26 protein-coding genes are annotated in these 17243 nt (G+C 64.1%); 11 read left to right on the top strand and 15 right to left on the bottom strand.

Annotated features, from left to right (window positions below; all coding sequences use genetic code 11):
• Window positions 1-29 precede the first annotated feature (29 nt).
• Window positions 30-1262, top strand: a complete 1233-nt coding sequence (locus AC2FM3_RS04485; protein ID WP_496679378.1) for an adenylate/guanylate cyclase domain-containing protein — start codon at window positions 30-32, stop codon at window positions 1260-1262.
• Here the strand turns inward: AC2FM3_RS04485 and AC2FM3_RS04480 are convergent.
• A complete protein-coding gene (locus tag AC2FM3_RS04480; protein ID WP_496679377.1) occupies window positions 1259-2068 on the bottom strand; it encodes a division plane positioning ATPase MipZ in 810 nt (269 codons plus the stop codon). The genes AC2FM3_RS04485 and AC2FM3_RS04480 overlap by 4 nt on opposite strands.
• 188 nt (window positions 2069-2256) lie before the next feature.
• Between AC2FM3_RS04480 and AC2FM3_RS04475 the strand changes: the two genes are divergently transcribed.
• On the top strand, window positions 2257-2574 hold the full coding sequence (locus AC2FM3_RS04475) for a Dabb family protein (protein ID WP_496679374.1): 318 nt from the start codon (window positions 2257-2259) through the stop codon (window positions 2572-2574).
• A 59-nt stretch (window positions 2575-2633) separates the two neighbouring features.
• On the opposite strand, the gene rpmE is transcribed toward AC2FM3_RS04475, so the two are convergent.
• Together rpmE and rplS are read right to left on the bottom strand one after the other, a co-directional pair.
• Window positions 2634-2855: a 50S ribosomal protein L31 gene (gene rpmE, locus AC2FM3_RS04470; protein ID WP_496679373.1), complete on the bottom strand. Its 222-nt coding sequence runs from the start codon at window positions 2853-2855 to the stop codon at window positions 2634-2636.
• Between the two features lie 11 nt (window positions 2856-2866).
• On the bottom strand, window positions 2867-3256 hold the full coding sequence (rplS, locus tag AC2FM3_RS04465) for a 50S ribosomal protein L19 (RefSeq protein WP_496679371.1): 390 nt from the start codon (window positions 3254-3256) through the stop codon (window positions 2867-2869).
• Window positions 3257-3636: 380 nt separating this feature from the next.
• Here rplS and AC2FM3_RS04460 point away from each other — a divergent pair, with 380 nt between their 5' ends.
• Complete coding sequence (locus AC2FM3_RS04460; protein ID WP_496679369.1) at window positions 3637-4440, top strand: glycoside hydrolase family 25 protein; 804 nt, start codon at window positions 3637-3639, stop codon at window positions 4438-4440.
• Here the strand turns inward: AC2FM3_RS04460 and trmD are convergent.
• The 10 genes from trmD to ffh form a co-directional block, all read right to left on the bottom strand.
• Window positions 4437-5240: a tRNA (guanosine(37)-N1)-methyltransferase TrmD gene (trmD, locus tag AC2FM3_RS04455; RefSeq protein ID WP_496679368.1), complete on the bottom strand. Its 804-nt coding sequence runs from the start codon at window positions 5238-5240 to the stop codon at window positions 4437-4439. The two genes, AC2FM3_RS04460 and trmD, sit on opposite strands and share 4 nt — an antisense overlap.
• Window positions 5237-6052, bottom strand: coding sequence for a hypothetical protein (locus AC2FM3_RS04450; RefSeq protein ID WP_496679365.1), 816 nt, complete (start codon window positions 6050-6052; stop codon window positions 5237-5239). The genes trmD and AC2FM3_RS04450 overlap by 4 nt, the downstream gene beginning before the upstream one ends.
• Window positions 6052-6555 (bottom strand): ribosome maturation factor RimM, encoded by a 504-nt coding sequence (gene rimM / locus AC2FM3_RS04445; protein WP_496679364.1) that lies wholly within the window; start codon window positions 6553-6555, stop codon window positions 6052-6054. The genes AC2FM3_RS04450 and rimM overlap by 1 nt, the downstream gene beginning before the upstream one ends.
• A complete protein-coding gene (locus AC2FM3_RS04440) occupies window positions 6548-6697 on the bottom strand; it encodes a hypothetical protein (protein WP_496679363.1) in 150 nt (49 codons plus the stop codon). Before AC2FM3_RS04440 ends, rimM begins: the two co-directional genes overlap by 8 nt.
• 6 nt (window positions 6698-6703) lie before the next feature.
• On the bottom strand, window positions 6704-7339 hold the full coding sequence (gene bluB / locus AC2FM3_RS04435; protein WP_496679362.1) for a 5,6-dimethylbenzimidazole synthase: 636 nt from the start codon (window positions 7337-7339) through the stop codon (window positions 6704-6706).
• 12 nt (window positions 7340-7351) lie between these two features.
• Entirely contained in the window at window positions 7352-7729 is a 378-nt protein-coding gene (rpsP, locus tag AC2FM3_RS04430; protein WP_496679359.1) for a 30S ribosomal protein S16, read from the bottom strand.
• Window positions 7730-7828: 99 nt separating this feature from the next.
• The gene (locus AC2FM3_RS04425) at window positions 7829-8125 is read right to left on the bottom strand and encodes a chorismate mutase (RefSeq protein WP_005981236.1); all 297 of its coding nucleotides are present in this window, start codon (window positions 8123-8125) and stop codon (window positions 7829-7831) included.
• Window positions 8122-8673: a GNAT family N-acetyltransferase gene (locus AC2FM3_RS04420; RefSeq protein WP_496679356.1), complete on the bottom strand. Its 552-nt coding sequence runs from the start codon at window positions 8671-8673 to the stop codon at window positions 8122-8124. The genes AC2FM3_RS04425 and AC2FM3_RS04420 overlap by 4 nt, the downstream gene beginning before the upstream one ends.
• Window positions 8670-9278, bottom strand: a complete 609-nt coding sequence (locus AC2FM3_RS04415; protein ID WP_496679354.1) for a GNAT family N-acetyltransferase — start codon at window positions 9276-9278, stop codon at window positions 8670-8672. Before AC2FM3_RS04415 ends, AC2FM3_RS04420 begins: the two co-directional genes overlap by 4 nt.
• Entirely contained in the window at window positions 9279-10787 is a 1509-nt protein-coding gene (gene ffh / locus AC2FM3_RS04410; RefSeq protein ID WP_496679352.1) for a signal recognition particle protein, read from the bottom strand.
• A gap of 258 nt (window positions 10788-11045) precedes the next feature.
• On the opposite strand from ffh, the gene AC2FM3_RS04405 reads away from it, so the two are divergent.
• The gene (locus tag AC2FM3_RS04405) at window positions 11046-11576 is read left to right on the top strand and encodes a prolyl-tRNA synthetase associated domain-containing protein (protein ID WP_496679350.1); all 531 of its coding nucleotides are present in this window, start codon (window positions 11046-11048) and stop codon (window positions 11574-11576) included.
• Window positions 11577-11646: 70 nt separating this feature from the next.
• Here AC2FM3_RS04405 and AC2FM3_RS04400 read toward each other — a convergent pair whose 3' ends face one another.
• A complete protein-coding gene (locus AC2FM3_RS04400; protein ID WP_496679349.1) occupies window positions 11647-12228 on the bottom strand; it encodes an FMN-dependent NADH-azoreductase in 582 nt (193 codons plus the stop codon).
• 121 nt (window positions 12229-12349) lie between these two features.
• On the opposite strand from AC2FM3_RS04400, the gene AC2FM3_RS04395 reads away from it, so the two are divergent.
• From AC2FM3_RS04395 to AC2FM3_RS04385, 3 genes are all read left to right on the top strand, one after another.
• Complete coding sequence (locus AC2FM3_RS04395) at window positions 12350-13228, top strand: LysR family transcriptional regulator (protein ID WP_170367906.1); 879 nt, start codon at window positions 12350-12352, stop codon at window positions 13226-13228.
• Complete coding sequence (locus tag AC2FM3_RS04390) at window positions 13225-14139, top strand: DMT family transporter (RefSeq protein ID WP_496679347.1); 915 nt, start codon at window positions 13225-13227, stop codon at window positions 14137-14139. Before AC2FM3_RS04395 ends, AC2FM3_RS04390 begins: the two co-directional genes overlap by 4 nt.
• 76 nt (window positions 14140-14215) lie before the next feature.
• Window positions 14216-14629: a universal stress protein gene (locus AC2FM3_RS04385; protein WP_496679346.1), complete on the top strand. Its 414-nt coding sequence runs from the start codon at window positions 14216-14218 to the stop codon at window positions 14627-14629.
• Here AC2FM3_RS04385 and AC2FM3_RS04380 read toward each other — a convergent pair.
• The gene (locus AC2FM3_RS04380; protein ID WP_496679344.1) at window positions 14626-14961 is read right to left on the bottom strand and encodes an ArsR/SmtB family transcription factor; all 336 of its coding nucleotides are present in this window, start codon (window positions 14959-14961) and stop codon (window positions 14626-14628) included. The genes AC2FM3_RS04385 and AC2FM3_RS04380 overlap by 4 nt on opposite strands.
• 231 nt (window positions 14962-15192) lie before the next feature.
• Between AC2FM3_RS04380 and AC2FM3_RS04375 the strand changes: the two genes are divergently transcribed.
• From AC2FM3_RS04375 to AC2FM3_RS04360, 4 genes are all read left to right on the top strand, one after another.
• Window positions 15193-15525, top strand: a complete 333-nt coding sequence (locus AC2FM3_RS04375) for an AtpZ/AtpI family protein (RefSeq protein ID WP_490359927.1) — start codon at window positions 15193-15195, stop codon at window positions 15523-15525.
• A gap of 2 nt (window positions 15526-15527) precedes the next feature.
• The gene (locus AC2FM3_RS04370; protein WP_496679342.1) at window positions 15528-16316 is read left to right on the top strand and encodes a F0F1 ATP synthase subunit A; all 789 of its coding nucleotides are present in this window, start codon (window positions 15528-15530) and stop codon (window positions 16314-16316) included.
• Window positions 16317-16385: 69 nt separating this feature from the next.
• Window positions 16386-16610, top strand: a complete 225-nt coding sequence (locus AC2FM3_RS04365; protein ID WP_005981269.1) for a F0F1 ATP synthase subunit C — start codon at window positions 16386-16388, stop codon at window positions 16608-16610.
• 86 nt (window positions 16611-16696) lie between these two features.
• Window positions 16697-17242, top strand: coding sequence for a F0F1 ATP synthase subunit B' (locus AC2FM3_RS04360; protein WP_496679340.1), 546 nt, complete (start codon window positions 16697-16699; stop codon window positions 17240-17242).
• The last annotated feature ends 1 nt before the right edge of the window (window position 17243 follow it).

Raw genomic sequence — 17243 nt, 5'->3', positions numbered from 1 at the left:
TGGGGGGTCAGACCAGACGGAGCCCCAAGATGCCATCCACCGACCCCAAAGCCCGCGCCGATGACCTGATTGGATGGTTGCTGGACCGGGGGCTGGAAGGGGCCGAACAGTCGGAAATACTCGAAGGCTATTGCCTGCGGCTTGTGGATGCGGGCGTTCCCCTTATGCGGTTTCACGCCGCCCAGAGCGCCTATCACCCCATTTATGGCGGCACCGGCTTCAACTGGTACCGTGACGAAGGGGGCAGCGTCGAGAATTACGAGCACCGCGAGGAATTGCCCGATCAGTGGGTTTCAAGCCCGCTCTACGCGATGCTGCAGAGCGGGGCGAAGGAGCTGCGTGAAAGGTTGAAAGATCAGAACGAACCCAGCCGATTTCCGTTTCTGAACGAACTGCACCAGAAAGGCGCCACCGATTACTTTGCATCCGGTCTGGTTCTGCAGAAGGTCGAGCCCGAAAACCGGATTGCCCTGGACCAGATGCCCGAGGGCGTTCTGATGTCCTGGACGACGGACCATGCCGAGGGGTTCGAGGAAATTCACCTGGATCTGATCCGATATGCCCTGCCGCATCTGGGGCTGGCCTTAAAATCGGCCTCGAACCGAAAAATGGCGCAGGATCTGCTGCGCGTCTATTTGGGGGGGGATGCGGGTCGGCGCGTGTTGTCGGGGGAAATCCGGCGCGGATCGTTGCAGCAGATCGACGCCGTGATCTGGAATTTCGACCTCGAGGGCTTTACCGGCCTCGCCGAACGCCTTCCCGGGTCGGACATCATCGCAATGCTGAACGACTATCTGGCCGTGGCGGTCGAGGTCGTTCAGGGCTGTGGCGGCAATATCCTGAAATTCATGGGCGACGGTCTGATGGCCATGTTCGACGTGGGCGAGATTGACGAGGACGCCCGCGCCGCGCTGGCCGCTGTGACTGTTCTGCAAGAGCGCGTTGCGGTGCTCAACGCGGAACGGGCCGCCGCCGGCTTACCGATCGCCAATTTCACCCTTGCCCTGCATTCGGGCGAAATCCTGTATGGCAATATCGGCGCTGAAAGCCGGCTGGATTTCACCGTGATCGGACCGGCGGTGAACCAGGCTGCGCGCATCGCAGGCATGCACCGGTCGCTGGACCGGCGTATCTTGATATCGGATGACGTTGCCCGCGCCGCTCAGCCCTGCGAACAGGAACTGATTTCGGTCGGGCGCTACATGCTGCGCGGCGTTCCCGAGCCCAAAGAGCTGTTCACGATCTACGCGCCGACGGCTTAGAAATCGATCTCGACCCCTGGCAGGTTCAGTTCGCGCATCATGTCGCGCAGCTCCTGCCGGGCGGCGATATTCGAGATGTTGAGCTGTTTCACCCCGACATCCTTGAGGTCCAGCAGAGTCAGCCCACGCGGGAACAGTTCGCGAAAGATCACACGCTCGGAAAAGCCCGAGGCAACGCGGAAGCCGATCCGTTTCGACAGCATCTCGATGGCGCGCTGCATCTTTTCCTTGTTGACCATGCGCTGGGTGCCCACGCGGTTGCGCACCACGACCCAGTCTATGGGCTTCAGCCCTGCCTGCGCCCGAAGTTGCCGGGCGTTCCACACCATCTCGGAATAGACCGAGGGGCCGAGGATCTTTTCGCCCTTCGAGTCGATCCGCGCCAGAAGGTCGAAATCAATGAAACTGTCGTTCAGCGGCGTGATCAGCGTGTCGGCCAGCGAATGGGCCACCTGGCTAAGCCTTGTGTGTGACCCGGGGCAGTCGATCAGGATGAAATCGCTGTCGCTTTCCAGCTCGGCCACGGCGGCGGACAGGCGGTGGTCATAAATATTCTCGCCGGGTTTGAGCTTGCTTGCGTCGATCTCGGGCAGGTCGTGGTGGCGCGGGCTGGGCAGGTCCAGATGCTCGTTGGCCATGAAATTGCGCCGGTTCTCGAAATACCGGCCCAGGCTGCGCTGCCGCAGATCCAGATCCAGCGTGCTGACCTTGTGTCCCAGCCGCGCCAGCGCGGTGGCAACATGCATGGAGACGGTCGATTTGCCTGCGCCGCCCTTTTCGTTCCCCACCACGATGATATGTGCCATGCCAGTGTTCCCCGGTTCCGTCGTGTTTGACTACACGTTGTTTGCAGCCACTATATGTTGTGTGTGCGCCAAAGGAAAGCGGTCGAATCGGCTTCCTGCGTCAAGATCAGGCACTGTCATTTGGGGGCGGACGCCTTGGACCACCAAAGACGACCCGACCACCCGCGCGTCAGAGAAAGGGACGGCCGATGATCCTGCACTGCGTTTTCTTCACCTTTCGCACCGACGCGCCGCAGCAGGCGCGGCGGGATGTGGTGCAAGGGCTCTCGGATTTGTGCGCCGAGTTGGCCGGCGCGATTGGGTTCGACTATGGCCCCAACCGCGATTTCGAGGGCAAGTCGCAGGCCTGGCGCGACGGCTTCGTGATCCGGTTTGCCGATGCCGAGGCGCTGCGTGTCTATGCAGAACATCCGGTGCATCGGCAATTGGGCGGCCAACTGTGTGCATTGTGCGAGAATGGAGCCGAGGGGATCATCGTGTTCGATCTAGACGTGCCCGACAATTGAGCCATACAAATAAAAAAGGCCGTCCCGACGGGACGGCCTTGAAACGCGATAGCGTGGGATCAGAAGCCCAGACCTTCGTATTTCTTCTTGAATTTCGACACACGGCCGCCCGCGTCCATCAAGCGCGACGAACCGCCGGTCCAAGCCGGGTGCGAGGACGGGTCGATTTCCAGGGCCAGCTGGTCGCCCTCGGCGCCCCAGGTGGATTTCATCTGAACCACGGTGCCGTCGGTCATCTTGACGTCGATGATGTGGTAATCGGGGTGGATGTCTTTTTTCATGGGTCCGCTCCTTACGCTTCGGCCTCGGCGTCAGCCTTGGGCTTGTAGTTGGTGACCTCTGCGATCCGGGCCGATTTGCCGCGGCGCGAGCGCAGGTAGTACAGTTTGGCGCGGCGGACGCGGCCGCGGCGGACAACGGTGATGCTGTCGATGTTGGTCGAATACAGCGGGAACACGCGTTCCACGCCTTCGCCGAACGAAATCTTGCGGACGGTGAACGAACCGGCAATGCCATTGCCGTTCTTGCGCGCGATGCAGACGCCTTCGTAGTTTTGCACGCGGGTGCGCGAGCCTTCGGTCACCTTGTAGCCGACACGGATGGTGTCACCGGCTTTGAAATCGGGGATCTCTTTCCCCAGGGCGGCAATCTGTTCCGCCTCAAGCTGTGCGATCAGGTCCATCGCAGGTACTCCTATCTGCTCGTGGTTGGTCCACGAAGTTGGCACGGCCCGAGAGCTCTTGGTCTTCCCCGGGTCCCGCTTGCGCAGCCCGCCAGAGATCAGGTCGACTGTTCCTTTCGTGCGGTTTCGTGTGCAGCTTCCCCGATCCGAAGAAAGCCGGGTGCGATCCTGCGACACAAACCAAAACACCGGAGTCGCCGCAGGGCGCCACCGGATTGCGCCCGTTTAGGCAATTCGCGGAGGTAGATCAAGCCCGATTCACCGGGTTTAACTGGCGCAGCGGTGAAAATCCGCCGCCGTGGAACGCAAATGTTGCGATATTCGGGCACTCAGGCATGCTGGTGATAATCGGGCAACGTTATCTGAGGCAGGACGATAGGATGCGCAAAGTCATACTCGGTGTGGCCATCGGCCTGTTGCTGCTGTCTTGCGGACGCCGCACGCCCGCGCCGCAGGTGACCGACCTGCCGGCCGGGTACGACCGCTCGGCGCCGCAGGCCCTGTATCCAGCCTTTGCCGATGCCGATCCGCATGACTGGGACCGCCGCCGACCAGAGCATTATCCCGTTCACGGGCTGGACGTGTCGCGCTGGCAGGGCCAGATCGACTGGCGCCAAGCCAAGGCCGCGGGCATCAGCTTTGTCTTCATCAAGGCGACCGAGGGCGGCGACGTGGCCGACCCGATGTTCGAAAACCACAGCAGCGGCGCGGCGGCGGCGGGTGTGCCCTGGGGCGCCTATCACTACTACTATTTCTGTCGTCCGGCGGCCGAGCAGGCCCGATGGTTCATCCGCAACGTGCCGCGTGGGGCCGACCTGCCGCATGTGCTCGACATGGAGTGGACGCCGCATTCGAAAACCTGCACTTTGCGCCCCGACGGCAAGACCGTCCGGGCCGAGGCGCAGCGGTTCCTTGATATCCTCGAACGTCACTACGGCCGCCGGCCGATCGTCTACACCACGGTCGATTTCTACGCGGACACTAGCATTGGCCGACTGCCCAAGACCGAGTTCTGGCTGCGCTCGGTCGCGGGGCATCCGCGCAATGTCTATCCCCGGGCGGTCTGGCGGTTCTGGCAGTACACGGGCACCGGGCTTGTACCGGGCGTGCAGGGGCGGGTGGACATCAACGCCTTCAACGGCTCGCCCGATCTGTGGGCGCGGTGGAAGGCCGGCAGGCCCTAGTCCTCGCCCTGTTTTTTGCGATAGGAGGCCCAAAGATCGGGGCGGCGTTCGCGGGTGATCTGTTCCGACATCTGCTGCCGCCATTCGGCGATGCGGCCGTGATGGCCCGACATCAGGACGTCGGGGATCGGGCGGCCTTTCCATTCGGCCGGGCGGGTATACTGCGGGTGTTCCAGCAGCCCCGAGGCAAAGCTCTCCTCCTCGGCCGAGGCCTGGTTGCCCAGAACGCCGGGAAGCAGCCGGACGGTGGCGTCGATCAGCGCCTGCGCGGCGATCTCGCCGCCGGTCATCACGAAATCGCCCAGCGAGACCTCTTGGATGCCGTAGTGCTCCAGCACCCGTTCATCCACGCCTTCGAACCGGCCGCACAGCAGGGTCAGGCCGTCGCAGCGGGCGAAATTCTGCATCATGCGCTGGTCCATCCGGCGGCCGCGCGGGCTGAGATAGACCAACGGCCAGTTGCCCCGCACGCCGTCCATCGTGTGTTCGATCGCCGCGCCCAGCACGTCGGCCCGCAGCACCATGCCGGCGCCGCCGCCTGCGGGCGTGTCGTCGACATTGCAATGCTTGCCGATGCCGAACTGTCGCAAATCGACGGTTTCCAGTTGCCAAAGCCCGTCTTGCAGGGCCTTGCCGGTCAGGCTTTCGCCCAGAACACCGGGAAAGGCCGAAGGGAACAGCGTGATCACCTTGGCCTTCCACACGCCGTGCAGGTCCGGCGTGGGCGTCAACAGCTCGCGCGGCTTCAGGGTGGGGCGGATGGCCTTGCGGCCGTGGGATTTGGCGGGTTTGTCCGTCATGGCTGAGGGGTCAGGCTGTTCCGGGCGTCTTCGACGATGCGGGCCTTCTGCCGGACCAGCGCCGCCTCGTCCAGCCCCGATCGGTTCAGATCCAGCATCGCCTTCAACGTGGCCTCGGGCAGGGCGGGGTTGGACCGGGTCGGCGTGATCAGCTGCGCGGCATTTTCGCGCGGCAGGTTCAGGAATTCGGCGAAGGGCGTGCCGGGGCCGAACGGGCGCTCGCGCAGTTCTTCCAGCCATTCCGTCTGCACACGGACCGACGGCAGCCGGTCACGGATCGCCTCGGCGGTTTGCTGGGGCGAGGGCAGGTCGGCCAGCTTGTCGCGGAAGGCGTCGAAATCCAGAACCAGCCGGGTGCGCTGCAGGTCGTGCGCCCACAGGCTGCGCAGCCAACTGCCGCGCTGGCGCAGCGACAGATAGACGGTGATGTCCAGCGGATCCCCCGCCAGCCGGTTGCGCACCATGTCCACGATGCAGGCCGCCAGTTCGGGCGCCGCGTCATAGCCCACCGCCGGATTGCGACTAGGCCGAAGCCCGGCGAAATTCTCCTCGCTCAGCACCAGCCCGCGCTTTTCGCCGAAATCCAGCGAGTCGAGAAGGGCATGAAACTGCGAACCGAACTCGGCCAGCGTGCCCACCGTGCCATAGAGCGAATGGCGGGTGGCCGCCTCGGACAACCCGCGCTTGCGGGTGACATAGGGCAGCACCAACGCGTGGTGTGGCCAGATGAGTTCGCGGTTTTCGAACAGAAACGACTGGGCCGCCGTGGTGCCCGTCTTGTGCAGGCCCAGATGCAGCAGGATGCGCCGCATCACAGCAGCCCTTCGGGCGGGTCGGCGACGATGCGGCCGGCCTCAAGGTCAACCGTGGGTACTGCCGCCTTTGTGAAGGGCAGCAGAACGGTGGTTTTCAGCCCCGGCCCGTGCAGTTCCAGCAGGTCGTCGGCGCCGTGGTTCTGCACTGACTTGACCTTGCCCAGCAGGGTGCCGCCGGTGTCATAGACCTCAAGCCCGATCAGGTCGGCGTGATAGAATTCGTCATCCGGCAGCGACGGCAACTGATCGCGCCGGGCAAAAAGGCGCAGCCCCTTCAGGGCGTCGGCCTGCTCCTTGGTCTCGACCCCGCCCAAGCGCGCGGCAAACCCGTTCTTGATTGCGCGCGTGATGATCAGCGGATAGCGCTCGGTGCCGGTCTCGTCGGTCAGGGGGGAGTAATTCTCAATATCCTCGGGAACCGCGCAATAGCTTTTCAGGCGGACCTCGCCGCGTACGCCGAAGGACCCGGCGATGCTGCCGACACAGATCAGATCAGTCATTGGGCATTTCCGTCGTCACACAAGTTCCGTTCATCCACCGGCCGATTTCGGCGCAGACTTCGCGTTGATTGCTGCGTTCAAAGAACACGCCCACAATAAAGGCGATCAGCAACAGGATGGGAAGGCGTATCAATCCGAACATGGCATCCTAACGCGTTTCCACCGGCAGGCTGCCGCGGCGGGACTCCCAGCCCAGAGTTTCCAGCTCGGGCGTGTCCGAGCTTTCCTCGGGCCAGCCCACGCAGAAATAGCCGATCAGCCGCCAGTCGTCGGGCACCGACAGGTCGCGGGCCAGCCGGTCGGGATCGAGGATCGAAACCCAGCCCAACCCCATCCCATGCGCGCGCAGCGCCAGCCAAAACAAAGTGACGGCCGAGACCACCGAATAGCGGCGCATTTCGGGCATGGTGCCCGCGCCCAGCCCCTGGCCCTTGTCGGTGGCGTCATCGCAGAACACCGCCAGCTGCACCGGAGCCTCTTGCATACCCGATAGCTTCAACTGGCTGTACAGATGCGCCCGGTCGCCGAAATAGCCCGCAAGCGCGGCGTCATTGGCGGCCTTGAAATTCTCCAGCGCCGCGGTACGGGCCGCGTCGCTTTCGACGCGGATCACGCGCCAGGGTTCGCTCAGACCCACCGAAGGGGCCAGCTGAAACGCGTCGAGGCAGCGCGTCAGCACTGCCTCGTCCACCGCGTCGGTGCGGAACCGGCGCACGTCGCGCCGGAGCCGCATCAACAGATCGAACTGCGTGCGGAATTCGTCGGTAAAGGCCTGATCCTGCACGCGCCCGCCTGTTTATTCTTCTGCAGCGGCTTCTTCTGCCGGAGCAGCGGCTTCGGCTGCCTTTGCGGCCTTCTCTTCGGCGCGCTCCTGGGCTTTCTTGCCCGGGGTGCCCTTCTTGGGGTTGTTGCGCTCGGTCTTCTCCTTGGCGCCGGCGGCTTCCAGCATGCGGGCGATCCGGTCGGTCGGCTGCGCGCCCTGGTCCAGCCAGTACTGGATGCGCTCCATGTTCATCTTCACGCGCTCTTCGCTGTCTTTCGGCAGCAGCGGGTTGTAGGTGCCCAGCTTCTCGATGAAGCGGCCGTCACGCGGCATGCGGCTGTCCGCTGCAACGATGCGGTAGAAGGGGCGCTTTTTCGAGCCGCCACGGGCCAGACGAATTTTCATTGCCATTGTGGTATCTCCTTTGGATGGCGTTGGCCGGATTGCTCCGGCTATTTCTGGTGTTTGCTGAACCTCGGGTTCACTTCTGGTGTTTGTTGAACCTCTGGTTCACTTCTGGTGTTTCTTGTGGTGTCGAATGACTTCCTGAATGATGAAATTCAGGAAAGCCTTGGCAAAATCGGGGTCCAGATCCGCCTCTTTCGCCAGGTCTTCAAGCCGTGCGATCTGCGCGGCCTCGCGCGAGGGATCGGACGGGGGAAGGTCGTGTTCGGCCTTGAGCTTGCCAACGGCCTGGGTGTGCTTGAACCGCTCGGCCAGCGTATAGACCAGGATCGCGTCCAGCCGGTCGATGCTTTCGCGGTGGTCTTTCAGCAAGGCCGCGGCCCGCGTCACGGGATTGTTCATTGGCCGGTCCTTTCGGTGTTCAGATCGGTCGTTGACGTGTCGAGTTTCGGGTGCCGCCAGATCTGTGCGGACTTGCCCAGCACTTCGCCCTCGCGCTCGTAGGTCGCGCCGAGGCGCTGTGCCAGAGCGCGCGAACGGTCATTGGCGTGGGCGATATAGCTGATGACGCCGTTCAGTCCCTGATGGCGCGCCGCGTGGTCGCGGGCGGCCTGCGCGGCCTCGAAGCCCAGCCCCTTGCCCTCGGCCTGTTCCATGAGGGTCCAGCCCAGCTCGGGTTCGTCCCAGCCCGGTACATCGATCATGCCGGTCCAGCCCACGAAAGCGCCGCTGGCCTTTTCGGTCAGGTGCCACAGGCCATAGCCACGAAGTGCCCAGTGGCCCAGACGGTTCGCCAGCACGCTCCAGCAGTCTGCCGCATCCCTTGGCCCGCCCACCATGTGGCTGCGCTCGGTCGCGTAGAAGGCGGTCATGGCCGGAAGGTCGTCCAGATGCGGCGCCCGCAGGATGAGGCGCTTGGTCTCAAGGGTTGGGATGGCGACGGTCGTCATGCGTAGGCCTCCATCCCGCCATCGCCGTCGCCGGGCAGGTGGCGATAGACCAGAACCGGCTCGCCGACCCCGGCCTCGGCCCGCAGATCGCGCTGGGCGCCCAGGCGCTCGGCCACGCGGGCCGAGGCCGCGTTGTCGTGGTCTACATAGCTGACCAGTGACGGCAGGGCCTGCGGACCCAGTGCAAAGTCGCGGGCGGCTTCGGCCGCTTCGGTTGCGATGCCACGCCCTTCGGCGGCTTCGGTCAGCAAATAGCCCAACTCGTGCTCGCGGTCGCCGAATTCCATGCCGATCGACACGAAGCCCAGCACCTGACCGCCTGCACGGTCCTCGATGGCCCACATTCCCGCGCCACGCAGCAGCCAGCCCGCGACGTATTGCGAGAAATCCAGCCAGGCCGCCTGCCGGTCAAACGGGCCGTCCATGTGTTCGGCGCGGTCCGACATCAGGATTTCGGCATAGGTGTCGAAATCCCCGATCCGCGGCGCGCGCAGCACCAGCCGCGCGGTCTCCAGCCGCGGCAAGTCCGCCGCCACCCGCGCCGACAGGGCGGCAGCGGGGCCGGAGGCCGGAGCCTCCCAGGGATATGCGACGGGCGCGGTCACTTACTTCTTCTTTCCGAATCCGCTCAGGCCGGGGGGCAGGGCCATGCCGCCGCCCATGCCGGGCATGCCGCCGGGCACCTTGCCGCCCATCGCCTTGGCCGCGGCTTCCAGCGCCTTGGGGTCCATGCCGGCGGCCATTTCCTCGGGGCTGGGCCCGCCTTTGCCGAACATGCCCTTCATGGCCTGTTTCAGCATCTTGCCTTTGCCCATCTTGCCCATCTTCTTCATCATGTCCGACATCTGTCGGTGCATCTTGAGCAGCTTGTTGACGTCGCTGACCTCCATGCCCGAACCGGCCGCGATGCGTTTCTTGCGGCTGGCCTGCAGCAGCGCGGGGTTGGCGCGTTCCTTCTTGGTCATCGACTGGATCATGGCGATCTGCTGGCGCAGGATCCGGTCGTCCAACCCGGCCTGATCCATCTGCTTGGCCATCTTGCCCATGCCCGGCATCATGCCCATCAGGCCTTGCATGCCGCCCATCTGGATCATCTGTTCCAGCTGCATCTTCAGGTCGTTCATGTTGAACTGACCCTTCATCATGCGCTTCATCATGCGCTCGGTCTGCTCGAGCTCCATGGTCTCCTGGGCTTTTTCGACCAGGGCCACGATGTCGCCCATGCCCAGAATACGGCCCGCGATGCGGTCGGGCTCGAAGGTTTCCAGCGCATCCATCTTCTCGCCCAGACCGACGAAGCGGATGGGCTTGCCGGTCACTGCGCGCATCGACAGCGCCGCGCCGCCGCGGCCGTCACCGTCCATCCGGGTCAGGACCACGCCCGTGATGCCGACCTTGGCGTCGAACTCCTCGGCGACCTCTACGGCGACCTGACCGGTCAGGCCGTCAACCACCAGCAGGGTCTCGCGCGGGTCGACCACGTTGCGGACCTGCTCGACCTCGTCCATCAGGACTTCGTCGATATGCAGACGGCCCGCGGTATCCAGCATGTAGACGTCATAGCCGCCCAGCGTGGCCTGCTGTTTGGCGCGCTTGGCGATGTCAACCGGCTTCTGCCCCGGCACGATCGGCAGGGTGTCCACCCCGATCTGGGTGCCCAGAACCGCCAGCTGGTCCATCGCCGCCGGGCGGTAGACGTCCAGCGAGGCCATCAGGACCTTCTTGCCCTCTTTCTCTTTCAGGCGCTTCGCCAGCTTACCGGTGGTGGTGGTTTTACCCGAGCCCTGCAGGCCGACCATCAGGATCGGGGCGGGCGGGTTGTCGATTTTCAGCTTGCCGGGGTCTTCCTCTCCGCGCAGGGTATCGACCAGCGCATCATGCACGATCTTGACGACCTGCTGGCCCGGCGTAATCGACTTGGTCACCGCCTGGCCGGTCGCCTGTTCCTGCACCTTCTTGACGAACGCACGCGCCACCGGCAGCGAAACGTCAGCCTCAAGCAGCGCCACGCGAACCTCGCGCAGGGCGGTCTTGACGTCTTCCTCGGACAGGGCGCCCTGTTTGGTCAGCCGGTCAAAGACGCCAGAGAGGCGTTCGGATAGATTTTCAAACATGCCTTCGGCCTCCTTCGCCGGTTGTCGGTTGGCGCCCCATAGATAGGGGCGGACGGGTCAATGCACAAACGCCCCCACGGGCGAAACTCGCTGGTGGGGGGCGATCCCTGAACGACTCAAGGGACCGGAAGAACACACGCTTCCGGATGTTGCGTTGGCGTTTAGGCCCATTGGCTGCCCGAGTCAACCATCCGCGCCTGCCGGGTTGCATCGTCTGGCCCCGTCGGCCATCACTGGCGCGATATTCGGGAGAAGACCATGGACGCCTCATCCGCCTTTCAGGACACATTGCCACTCAGTTCCGATGCACTGCTGGCGCAGTTGGACGATTGGGGGCTGCCCTATCGCCTGCACAGCCACGTCCCGCTACGGACGGTCGAAGAGGCGAAGGCGGTCGAGGATCAGTTCATGGTTCCGGGCGAAAACGCATTGCGACTCAAGAACCTGTATCTGCGCGACAAGAAAAAGCGGAACTACCTGGTGACGCTGGAACAGAGCCGCGAGATCGACCTCAAGGCGCTGGGCGCCGAACTGGGGGTGGGCAACCTGACCTTCGGGTCGGCGGATCGGCTGATGCAGAACCTTGGCATCCGTCCCGGCGCGGTCAGCCCGCTGGCGATGATCAACGGTGTCGGCAACGGTGTACGATTCTTCATGGACGACGCGGCGCAGCGCGTGGACGTGATCTATATGCATCCGCTGGTCAACGACCGGACGGTGGCCATGGCGCGCGACGACTTGATGGCCTTCTTCGACCGGATCGGGTGCGAGGTCACCTGGCTGCCCTGAAAGGCGCGCCCGTCCGAGCGCGCCTGACGGGGAGTGGAAAGCCGGGCGCCACCAGTGGCGCCCGGTCGCATCATGCGGCCAGTTCGGCGACGGCTTTCTGCGCGTTGCTCAGCGCGGCTTCCGGGTCCAGGGCCATGCGGTCGGCGGCCACCACATCCACGTCGTGGATGCCGATGAAGCCCAGAACATGGCGGGCGTATCCGGTTGCAAAGTCGATCTCGGACCCCACGGCGGTTCCGCCCGAAGCGATGGCGAGGATGGCGCGCTTGCCCTCCAGCAGGCCCTTGGGGCCGTTCTCGGTATATGAAAACGTCAGCCCCGCGCGGGCGACCAGGTCGATCCAGGCCTTGAAGGCGGCCGGGACTGAGAAATTGTAGATCGGCAGCCCGATCACCACCGTGTCGGCCTGCTGCAGTTCGTTGACCAACTCGTCCGACAGGGCCAGCAGGTCGCGCTGGGTGGCGTCGCGTTGATCGGCGGGGGTGAAGTTTGCGGTGATCCAGTCCTCGGTCAGCAAGGGCAGGGGGGTGGCCAGGTCGCGGCGGATGATGCGGTTGGCGCCCAGGTGCTGGACGATGCGGGCCGACAGGTCGCGGGTGGCCGAGCCGGTGCGGCGGGCCGAGGCGTCGATGTGCAGGATGGTCTTTGTCATGGTGTGTGTCCTTCTCAGGCTTCGGATTTTGCGTCTGAACCCAATATGAGTATTGCGTGAGCGAACGAAACTGGGATAATTCAACAGGCATTGTTGGAAATTGCACAGAATTGGTTTTGTCATGGACAATTGGGACGAGGTCCGCACCGCCTATCAGGTTGCGCGTATGGGCACGGTCAGCGGCGCGGCCGAGGTTCTGGGGGTGCACCACGCCACGGTGATCCGCCATATCGACGCGATCGAGGCCCGGCTGAAGGTCAAGCTGTTCCAACGCCACGCGCGCGGCTACACCCCGACCGAGGCGGGCGAGGATCTGCTGCGTGTGGCCCAGGCCACCGAGGATCAGTTCAACCAGCTGGTCGGGCGGCTGAAGGGGCGCGGAGACGATGTCTCGGGCGAGCTGGTGGTGACTTCGCTCGCCTCGCTGGCGCCGCTGGTGGTGCCCACGCTGACCGCGTTCCAGCAGGACCATCCCGACCTGATCGTGCGCTATCTGACCGGCGACCGCCTGTTCCGCCTGGAATATGGCGAGGCGCATGTGGCCATCCGCGCCGGTGCGGCCCCCGACCAGCCGGACAATGTTGTGCAGCCCTTCATGACGCAAGAGGTGGGGCTGTATGCCAGTCAGGACTACATCGCGCGGCGCGGCCTGCCTGCGGGCGTCGAGGATTTCCCCAACCACGCCTTCGTCGGGGCGGATGACGAGAACAGCCGCGCACCCTTTTCGCGCTGGCTGCGCGCCAATGTCCCGGCCGAGGCGATCACCTTCCGCTGCTCCAACAACTTCACCGTGGCCGAGGCGGTACTGGCCGGGGCGGGGATCGGCTTCATGGCCCGCTGGGAGGCCGCCCGCCATCCGCAGTTGCAGGAGGTGATGGAGCCGCTGCCGGAATGGGCCGGAAATCTGTGGCTGGTGACCCATGTGGATCTGCACCGCACCAACAAGGTGCAGACCTTCCTGAAATTCCTCAAGGAGCAGGCTAAGGACTGGCTGCCATGAGCCCGCAGGCGCGTGGCCATCTGGCCATGCTGGTGTTCTCGGCGCTGGTGGCGGGCAGTTTCTCGCTAGGCTCGATGATTGCCAACGAGATCGCGCCGGCGGCGCTGAACGCCGCGCGGTTCGCGGTTGCCGGCGTGGTGATCGGCATCGCGGCGCTGATGACGACCGGCCTGCCGCGCAGCGCGGCGCGCGCGCCTTGGCGGTATCTGGTGCTGGGCGGGCTGTTCTCGGCCTATTTCGTGCTGATGTTCTACGGGCTGAAAACCGCGCCGCCGGTCAGCGCGGCGGCGGTGTTCACCCTGACGCCGATCCTGTCGGCGGTGGCGGGTTGGGTGTTGCTGCGTCAGATCACCACCCCGCACATGGCCCTGGCATTGAGCGTGGGCGCGGTTGGCGCGCTGTGGGTGGTGTTCCGCGCCGATTGGCTGGCCTTTCGCGCCTTCGAGATCGGGCAGGGCGAGATCATCTATTTCTGGGGCTGCGTGGCCCATGCGATCTATACGCCCATGGTGCGCAAGCTGAACCGGGGCGAGCCGCCGGTCGTGTTCACTTTCGGCACGTTGTTGGCCGGGTGCGCGGTGCTGACGGTGTTCGGCTGGTCCGACATCCGCGCGACCGACTGGGCCAACCTGCCGGCGATCGTCTGGATCGGCCTGCTCTATGTCGCCATCTGCGCCAGCGCGGCCACCTTCGTTCTGTTGCAATATGCAACGCTGCTGCTGCCATCGGCCAAGGTCATGGCCTATACCTACCTGACGCCAAGCTGGGTGATCATCTGGCAGATCGCACTGGGCCAGCCGGCGCCGGACCTTTTGGTGCTGGTGGGAATCGGGCTGACGATCCTGGCCCTTGTGCTGCTGCTGAAGGGCGACGATCTGCGACGCGCCGACCGGCAGCCCGTGGCGCGCTGACGCCTACCTGTTGAGGCAGATCAAGGGGCAGACCGCGCGGCTCGGCTAGGCTGCTGCAAGGTCAAGGAGGTGTCCCATGTTCAAGCACATCATGTTTCCCGTCGATCTGCACTTGCCGCCCGAAGTGCGCAAAGCCGCCGAGGTTGCGGCCCAAGTCGCCCGATGGCAGGGGGCCCGGATCACCATCGTCAGTGTCACCAGCAACCAGCCCGGTGACCCAACCCAGACCGAAAGCGCGATCCATGATCATCTGTCCGATCTGGCGGACGAGCTGTCCCAGGCCAGCGGCGGCGAGGTCGATTTCCGCAATATCCATTCGGTGGACGTGGCGGCCGAGGTCGATGGCGATCTGGCCCGCACCGCCGAAGAGATCGGCGCCGACCTGATCGTCGTCGGCACCCATGCGCCGCGGATCACCGATTTCATCCTGTCCAGCCATGCCGGATACCTAGCCAAACATGCCAGCATGTCGGTCTTCGTGGTGCGCTAGGCCTCGTCACCCGCGGACAACTGGTTTTCCAGGAACCGCTCGAACGCGTCCAGATTGACCGGTTCGAACTGCCCGAACCCTTGCATCCAGACCGAGGCCGCGCGCAGGGAGTCGGGTTCCAGCTTGCACCATTTCACCCGGCCGCGCTTCTCCTGGCTGATCAGCCCGGCCCGGGTCAGAATCGTCAGGTGTTTCGAGATCGCCGCCAGCGACATCTCGAACGGCTCGGCCACGTCGGTGACGGCCATGTCATCCTCGAGCAGCATCGCCAGAATTGCGCGCCGCGTGGGGTCGGCCAGGGCCGCAAAGACGGTATCGAGGTCATCGGACATGACCCCGCTGAACCACAGCGGGAAAGTTTGGTCAACCATTTGGTTGAATATGCGGATTCAGGGCTTTTGGGGCTGACGCGGACCCGATGCTTAGACGGAAAGACGGGCAGATACGCGAAAAGTGATGAAAAAACAAAGTCTTGAACTGCGGCAATTGGGGCCATCAAGGCCGTTGACTCTGCGCCGCGTGCCGCTTAGCAACTGCGCCAAGACTGTGCGAGGAAACCGCCCGTGACCGATGACGACCCAAAGCAGCGCCTGACGCAGCTTGAGGCGCGGATCGAAGCGGCGAAAAAGGCCAAGCAACCGCAGGCCCGCGCAGACGCCGACATATCCGGGGGCGAACTGGCCTGGCGGATGGTCATCGAGATGGTATCCGGTCTGGGGATCGGATTTGGCATCGGGTACGGGCTGGACAGCCTGTTCGGGACGATCCCGATCTTCCTGGTGCTGTTTACATTGCTGGGTCTCGTCGCCGGGGTGAAGGTCATGCTCCGCAGCGCACAGGAGGCCCAAGAGAAACAAGCGGCCGCGACAAGGGCCGAGAAGGACGAGAGGGACTGAACGTGGCAAGCGAGACCACCGCAGCACACGGCGCCGCAGGCGCAGAACACGCAGCAGAAGGCAGCAGCCTGGTGTTCCATCCCATGGACCAGTTCATCGTCAAGCCGCTGTTCGGCGGCGACACGATCGCCTGGTACACGCCCACCAACGTGACCCTGTGGCTGTTCTTCGCGGTTCTGGCCATCATCGGTCTGCTGGTGCTGAGCACTTCGAAGCGCGCCATCGTCCCGACCCGCATGCAGTCGATCGCCGAACTGGCCTATGGCTTCATCTACAAGATGCTGGAAGACATCTGCGGTAAGGAAGGCGTCAAGTTCTTCCCCTATGTCATGACCCTGTTCATGTTCATCGTCACCGCGAACTTCCTGGGCCTGCTGCCCATGTCGTTCACCACCACCTCGCATTTCGCTGTGACCGTGGTGCTCGCGCTGGCGGTGTTCCTGACCGTGACCGTGCTGGGCTTTGTCAAGAACGGCGCCGGGTTCCTCAGCCTGTTCTGGGTGTCGAGCGCACCGCTGGCCCTCCGCCCAATCCTGGCGATCATCGAACTGATCTCGTATTTCGTGCGTCCGGTCAGCCACTCGATCCGTCTTGCGGGCAACGTCATGGCGGGCCACGCCGTGATCAAGGTTTTCGCCGGTTTCGCCGCGATTGCCGCGATCTCGCCTGTGTCGGTTCTGGCGATCACCGCGATGTATGGCCTCGAGGTCCTGGTGGCCTTCATCCAGGCCTACGTATTCACCATTCTGACCTGTGTTTACCTGAAGGACGCTCTGCATCCGCATCACTGATCGGGGTGTGACCCCGGCACAGGAACGATAACCCAAAATCGAAACTTCCAATTCGTAAGGAGATACATCATGGAAGGCGATCTCGCACACATCGGCGCAGGCCTGGCAGCAATCGGTTCCGGCGCGGCCGCAATCGGGGTGGGCAACGTGGCTGGCAACTTCCTGGCCGGCGCTCTGCGCAACCCCTCGGCGGCTGCTTCGCAGACCGCAACCCTGTTCATCGGTATCGCATTCGCAGAAGCCCTGGGGATCTTCGCATTCCTGGTCTCGCTGCTGCTGATGTTCGCCGTATAATCTGCGGAACCTGATCCTTACGCGCAGGTGGGCCCAAGCCATAGCGGCCCACCTGTTGTAAAGACAACGTTCCGACGGAGGACATCATGGCGACTGAAACAACCGGAGCAGTAGGAACCTGCGTCGACTCTCATGGCTCTGCCATCGGGATGCCGCAGCTTTGCTTCGACTGGTTCCCGAACCAGATCTTCTGGCTCGTCGTTACGCTGGTCGTCATCTTTCTGGTTCTGTCCCGCGTGGCCCTGCCGCGCATCGCGGCGATCCTGGCCGAGCGTCAGGGGACCATTACCAACGACCTGGCCGCGGCCGAAGACCTGAAGGCCAAAGCGGTCGAGGCCGAAGAAGCCTACAACAAGGCGCTGGCCGATGCCCGTGCCGAGGCGCAGCGGATTGCGGCCGAAGCCCGCGCCGAAATCCAGGCGGATCTGGATGACGCGATCGCCAAGGCTGACGCGGAAATCGCGGCCAAGGCGGCCGAGTCCGAAAAGGCGATTGCCGAGATCCAGGCCGGAGCGCTGGAAAGCATTCAAGTGGTTGCCAAGGACGTGGCGGCCGAGCTGGTCACCGCACTGGGCGGCAAGGCGGATGCCGATGCCATCGCAGGTGCCGTAGAAGCACAGCTGAAAGGATAAG

The sequence above is a fragment of the Ruegeria sp. BHSB172 genome (assembly GCF_059613165.1).
This window is presented reverse-complemented; position numbering and strand designations above follow the sequence as displayed.

Coding starts and splice junctions, on each gene's coding strand:
- AC2FM3_RS04380 (WP_496679344.1), bottom strand. CDS start 14,961: ATGTCCGATGACCTCGATACCGTCTTTGCGGCCCTGGCCGACCCCACG.
- AC2FM3_RS04390 (WP_496679347.1), top strand. CDS start 13,225: ATGAGCCCGCAGGCGCGTGGCCATCTGGCCATGCTGGTGTTCTCGGCG.
- AC2FM3_RS04440 (WP_496679363.1), bottom strand. CDS start 6,697: ATGTTCGGATTGATACGCCTTCCCATCCTGTTGCTGATCGCCTTTATT.
- AC2FM3_RS04365 (WP_005981269.1), top strand. CDS start 16,386: ATGGAAGGCGATCTCGCACACATCGGCGCAGGCCTGGCAGCAATCGGT.
- rpsP (WP_496679359.1), bottom strand. CDS start 7,729: ATGGCAATGAAAATTCGTCTGGCCCGTGGCGGCTCGAAAAAGCGCCCC.
- trmD (WP_496679368.1), bottom strand. CDS start 5,240: ATGACGGACAAACCCGCCAAATCCCACGGCCGCAAGGCCATCCGCCCC.
- ffh (WP_496679352.1), bottom strand. CDS start 10,787: ATGTTTGAAAATCTATCCGAACGCCTCTCTGGCGTCTTTGACCGGCTG.
- AC2FM3_RS04360 (WP_496679340.1), top strand. CDS start 16,697: ATGGCGACTGAAACAACCGGAGCAGTAGGAACCTGCGTCGACTCTCAT.
- AC2FM3_RS04480 (WP_496679377.1), bottom strand. CDS start 2,068: ATGGCACATATCATCGTGGTGGGGAACGAAAAGGGCGGCGCAGGCAAA.
- AC2FM3_RS04460 (WP_496679369.1), top strand. CDS start 3,637: ATGCGCAAAGTCATACTCGGTGTGGCCATCGGCCTGTTGCTGCTGTCT.
- rpmE (WP_496679373.1), bottom strand. CDS start 2,855: ATGAAAAAAGACATCCACCCCGATTACCACATCATCGACGTCAAGATG.
- AC2FM3_RS04450 (WP_496679365.1), bottom strand. CDS start 6,052: ATGCGGCGCATCCTGCTGCATCTGGGCCTGCACAAGACGGGCACCACG.
- AC2FM3_RS04425 (WP_005981236.1), bottom strand. CDS start 8,125: ATGAACAATCCCGTGACGCGGGCCGCGGCCTTGCTGAAAGACCACCGC.
- AC2FM3_RS04395 (WP_170367906.1), top strand. CDS start 12,350: ATGGACAATTGGGACGAGGTCCGCACCGCCTATCAGGTTGCGCGTATG.
- rplS (WP_496679371.1), bottom strand. CDS start 3,256: ATGGACCTGATCGCACAGCTTGAGGCGGAACAGATTGCCGCCCTGGGG.
- AC2FM3_RS04485 (WP_496679378.1), top strand. CDS start 30: ATGCCATCCACCGACCCCAAAGCCCGCGCCGATGACCTGATTGGATGG.
- AC2FM3_RS04405 (WP_496679350.1), top strand. CDS start 11,046: ATGGACGCCTCATCCGCCTTTCAGGACACATTGCCACTCAGTTCCGAT.
- AC2FM3_RS04385 (WP_496679346.1), top strand. CDS start 14,216: ATGTTCAAGCACATCATGTTTCCCGTCGATCTGCACTTGCCGCCCGAA.
- AC2FM3_RS04475 (WP_496679374.1), top strand. CDS start 2,257: ATGATCCTGCACTGCGTTTTCTTCACCTTTCGCACCGACGCGCCGCAG.
- AC2FM3_RS04420 (WP_496679356.1), bottom strand. CDS start 8,673: ATGACGACCGTCGCCATCCCAACCCTTGAGACCAAGCGCCTCATCCTG.
- AC2FM3_RS04400 (WP_496679349.1), bottom strand. CDS start 12,228: ATGACAAAGACCATCCTGCACATCGACGCCTCGGCCCGCCGCACCGGC.
- rimM (WP_496679364.1), bottom strand. CDS start 6,555: ATGACTGATCTGATCTGTGTCGGCAGCATCGCCGGGTCCTTCGGCGTA.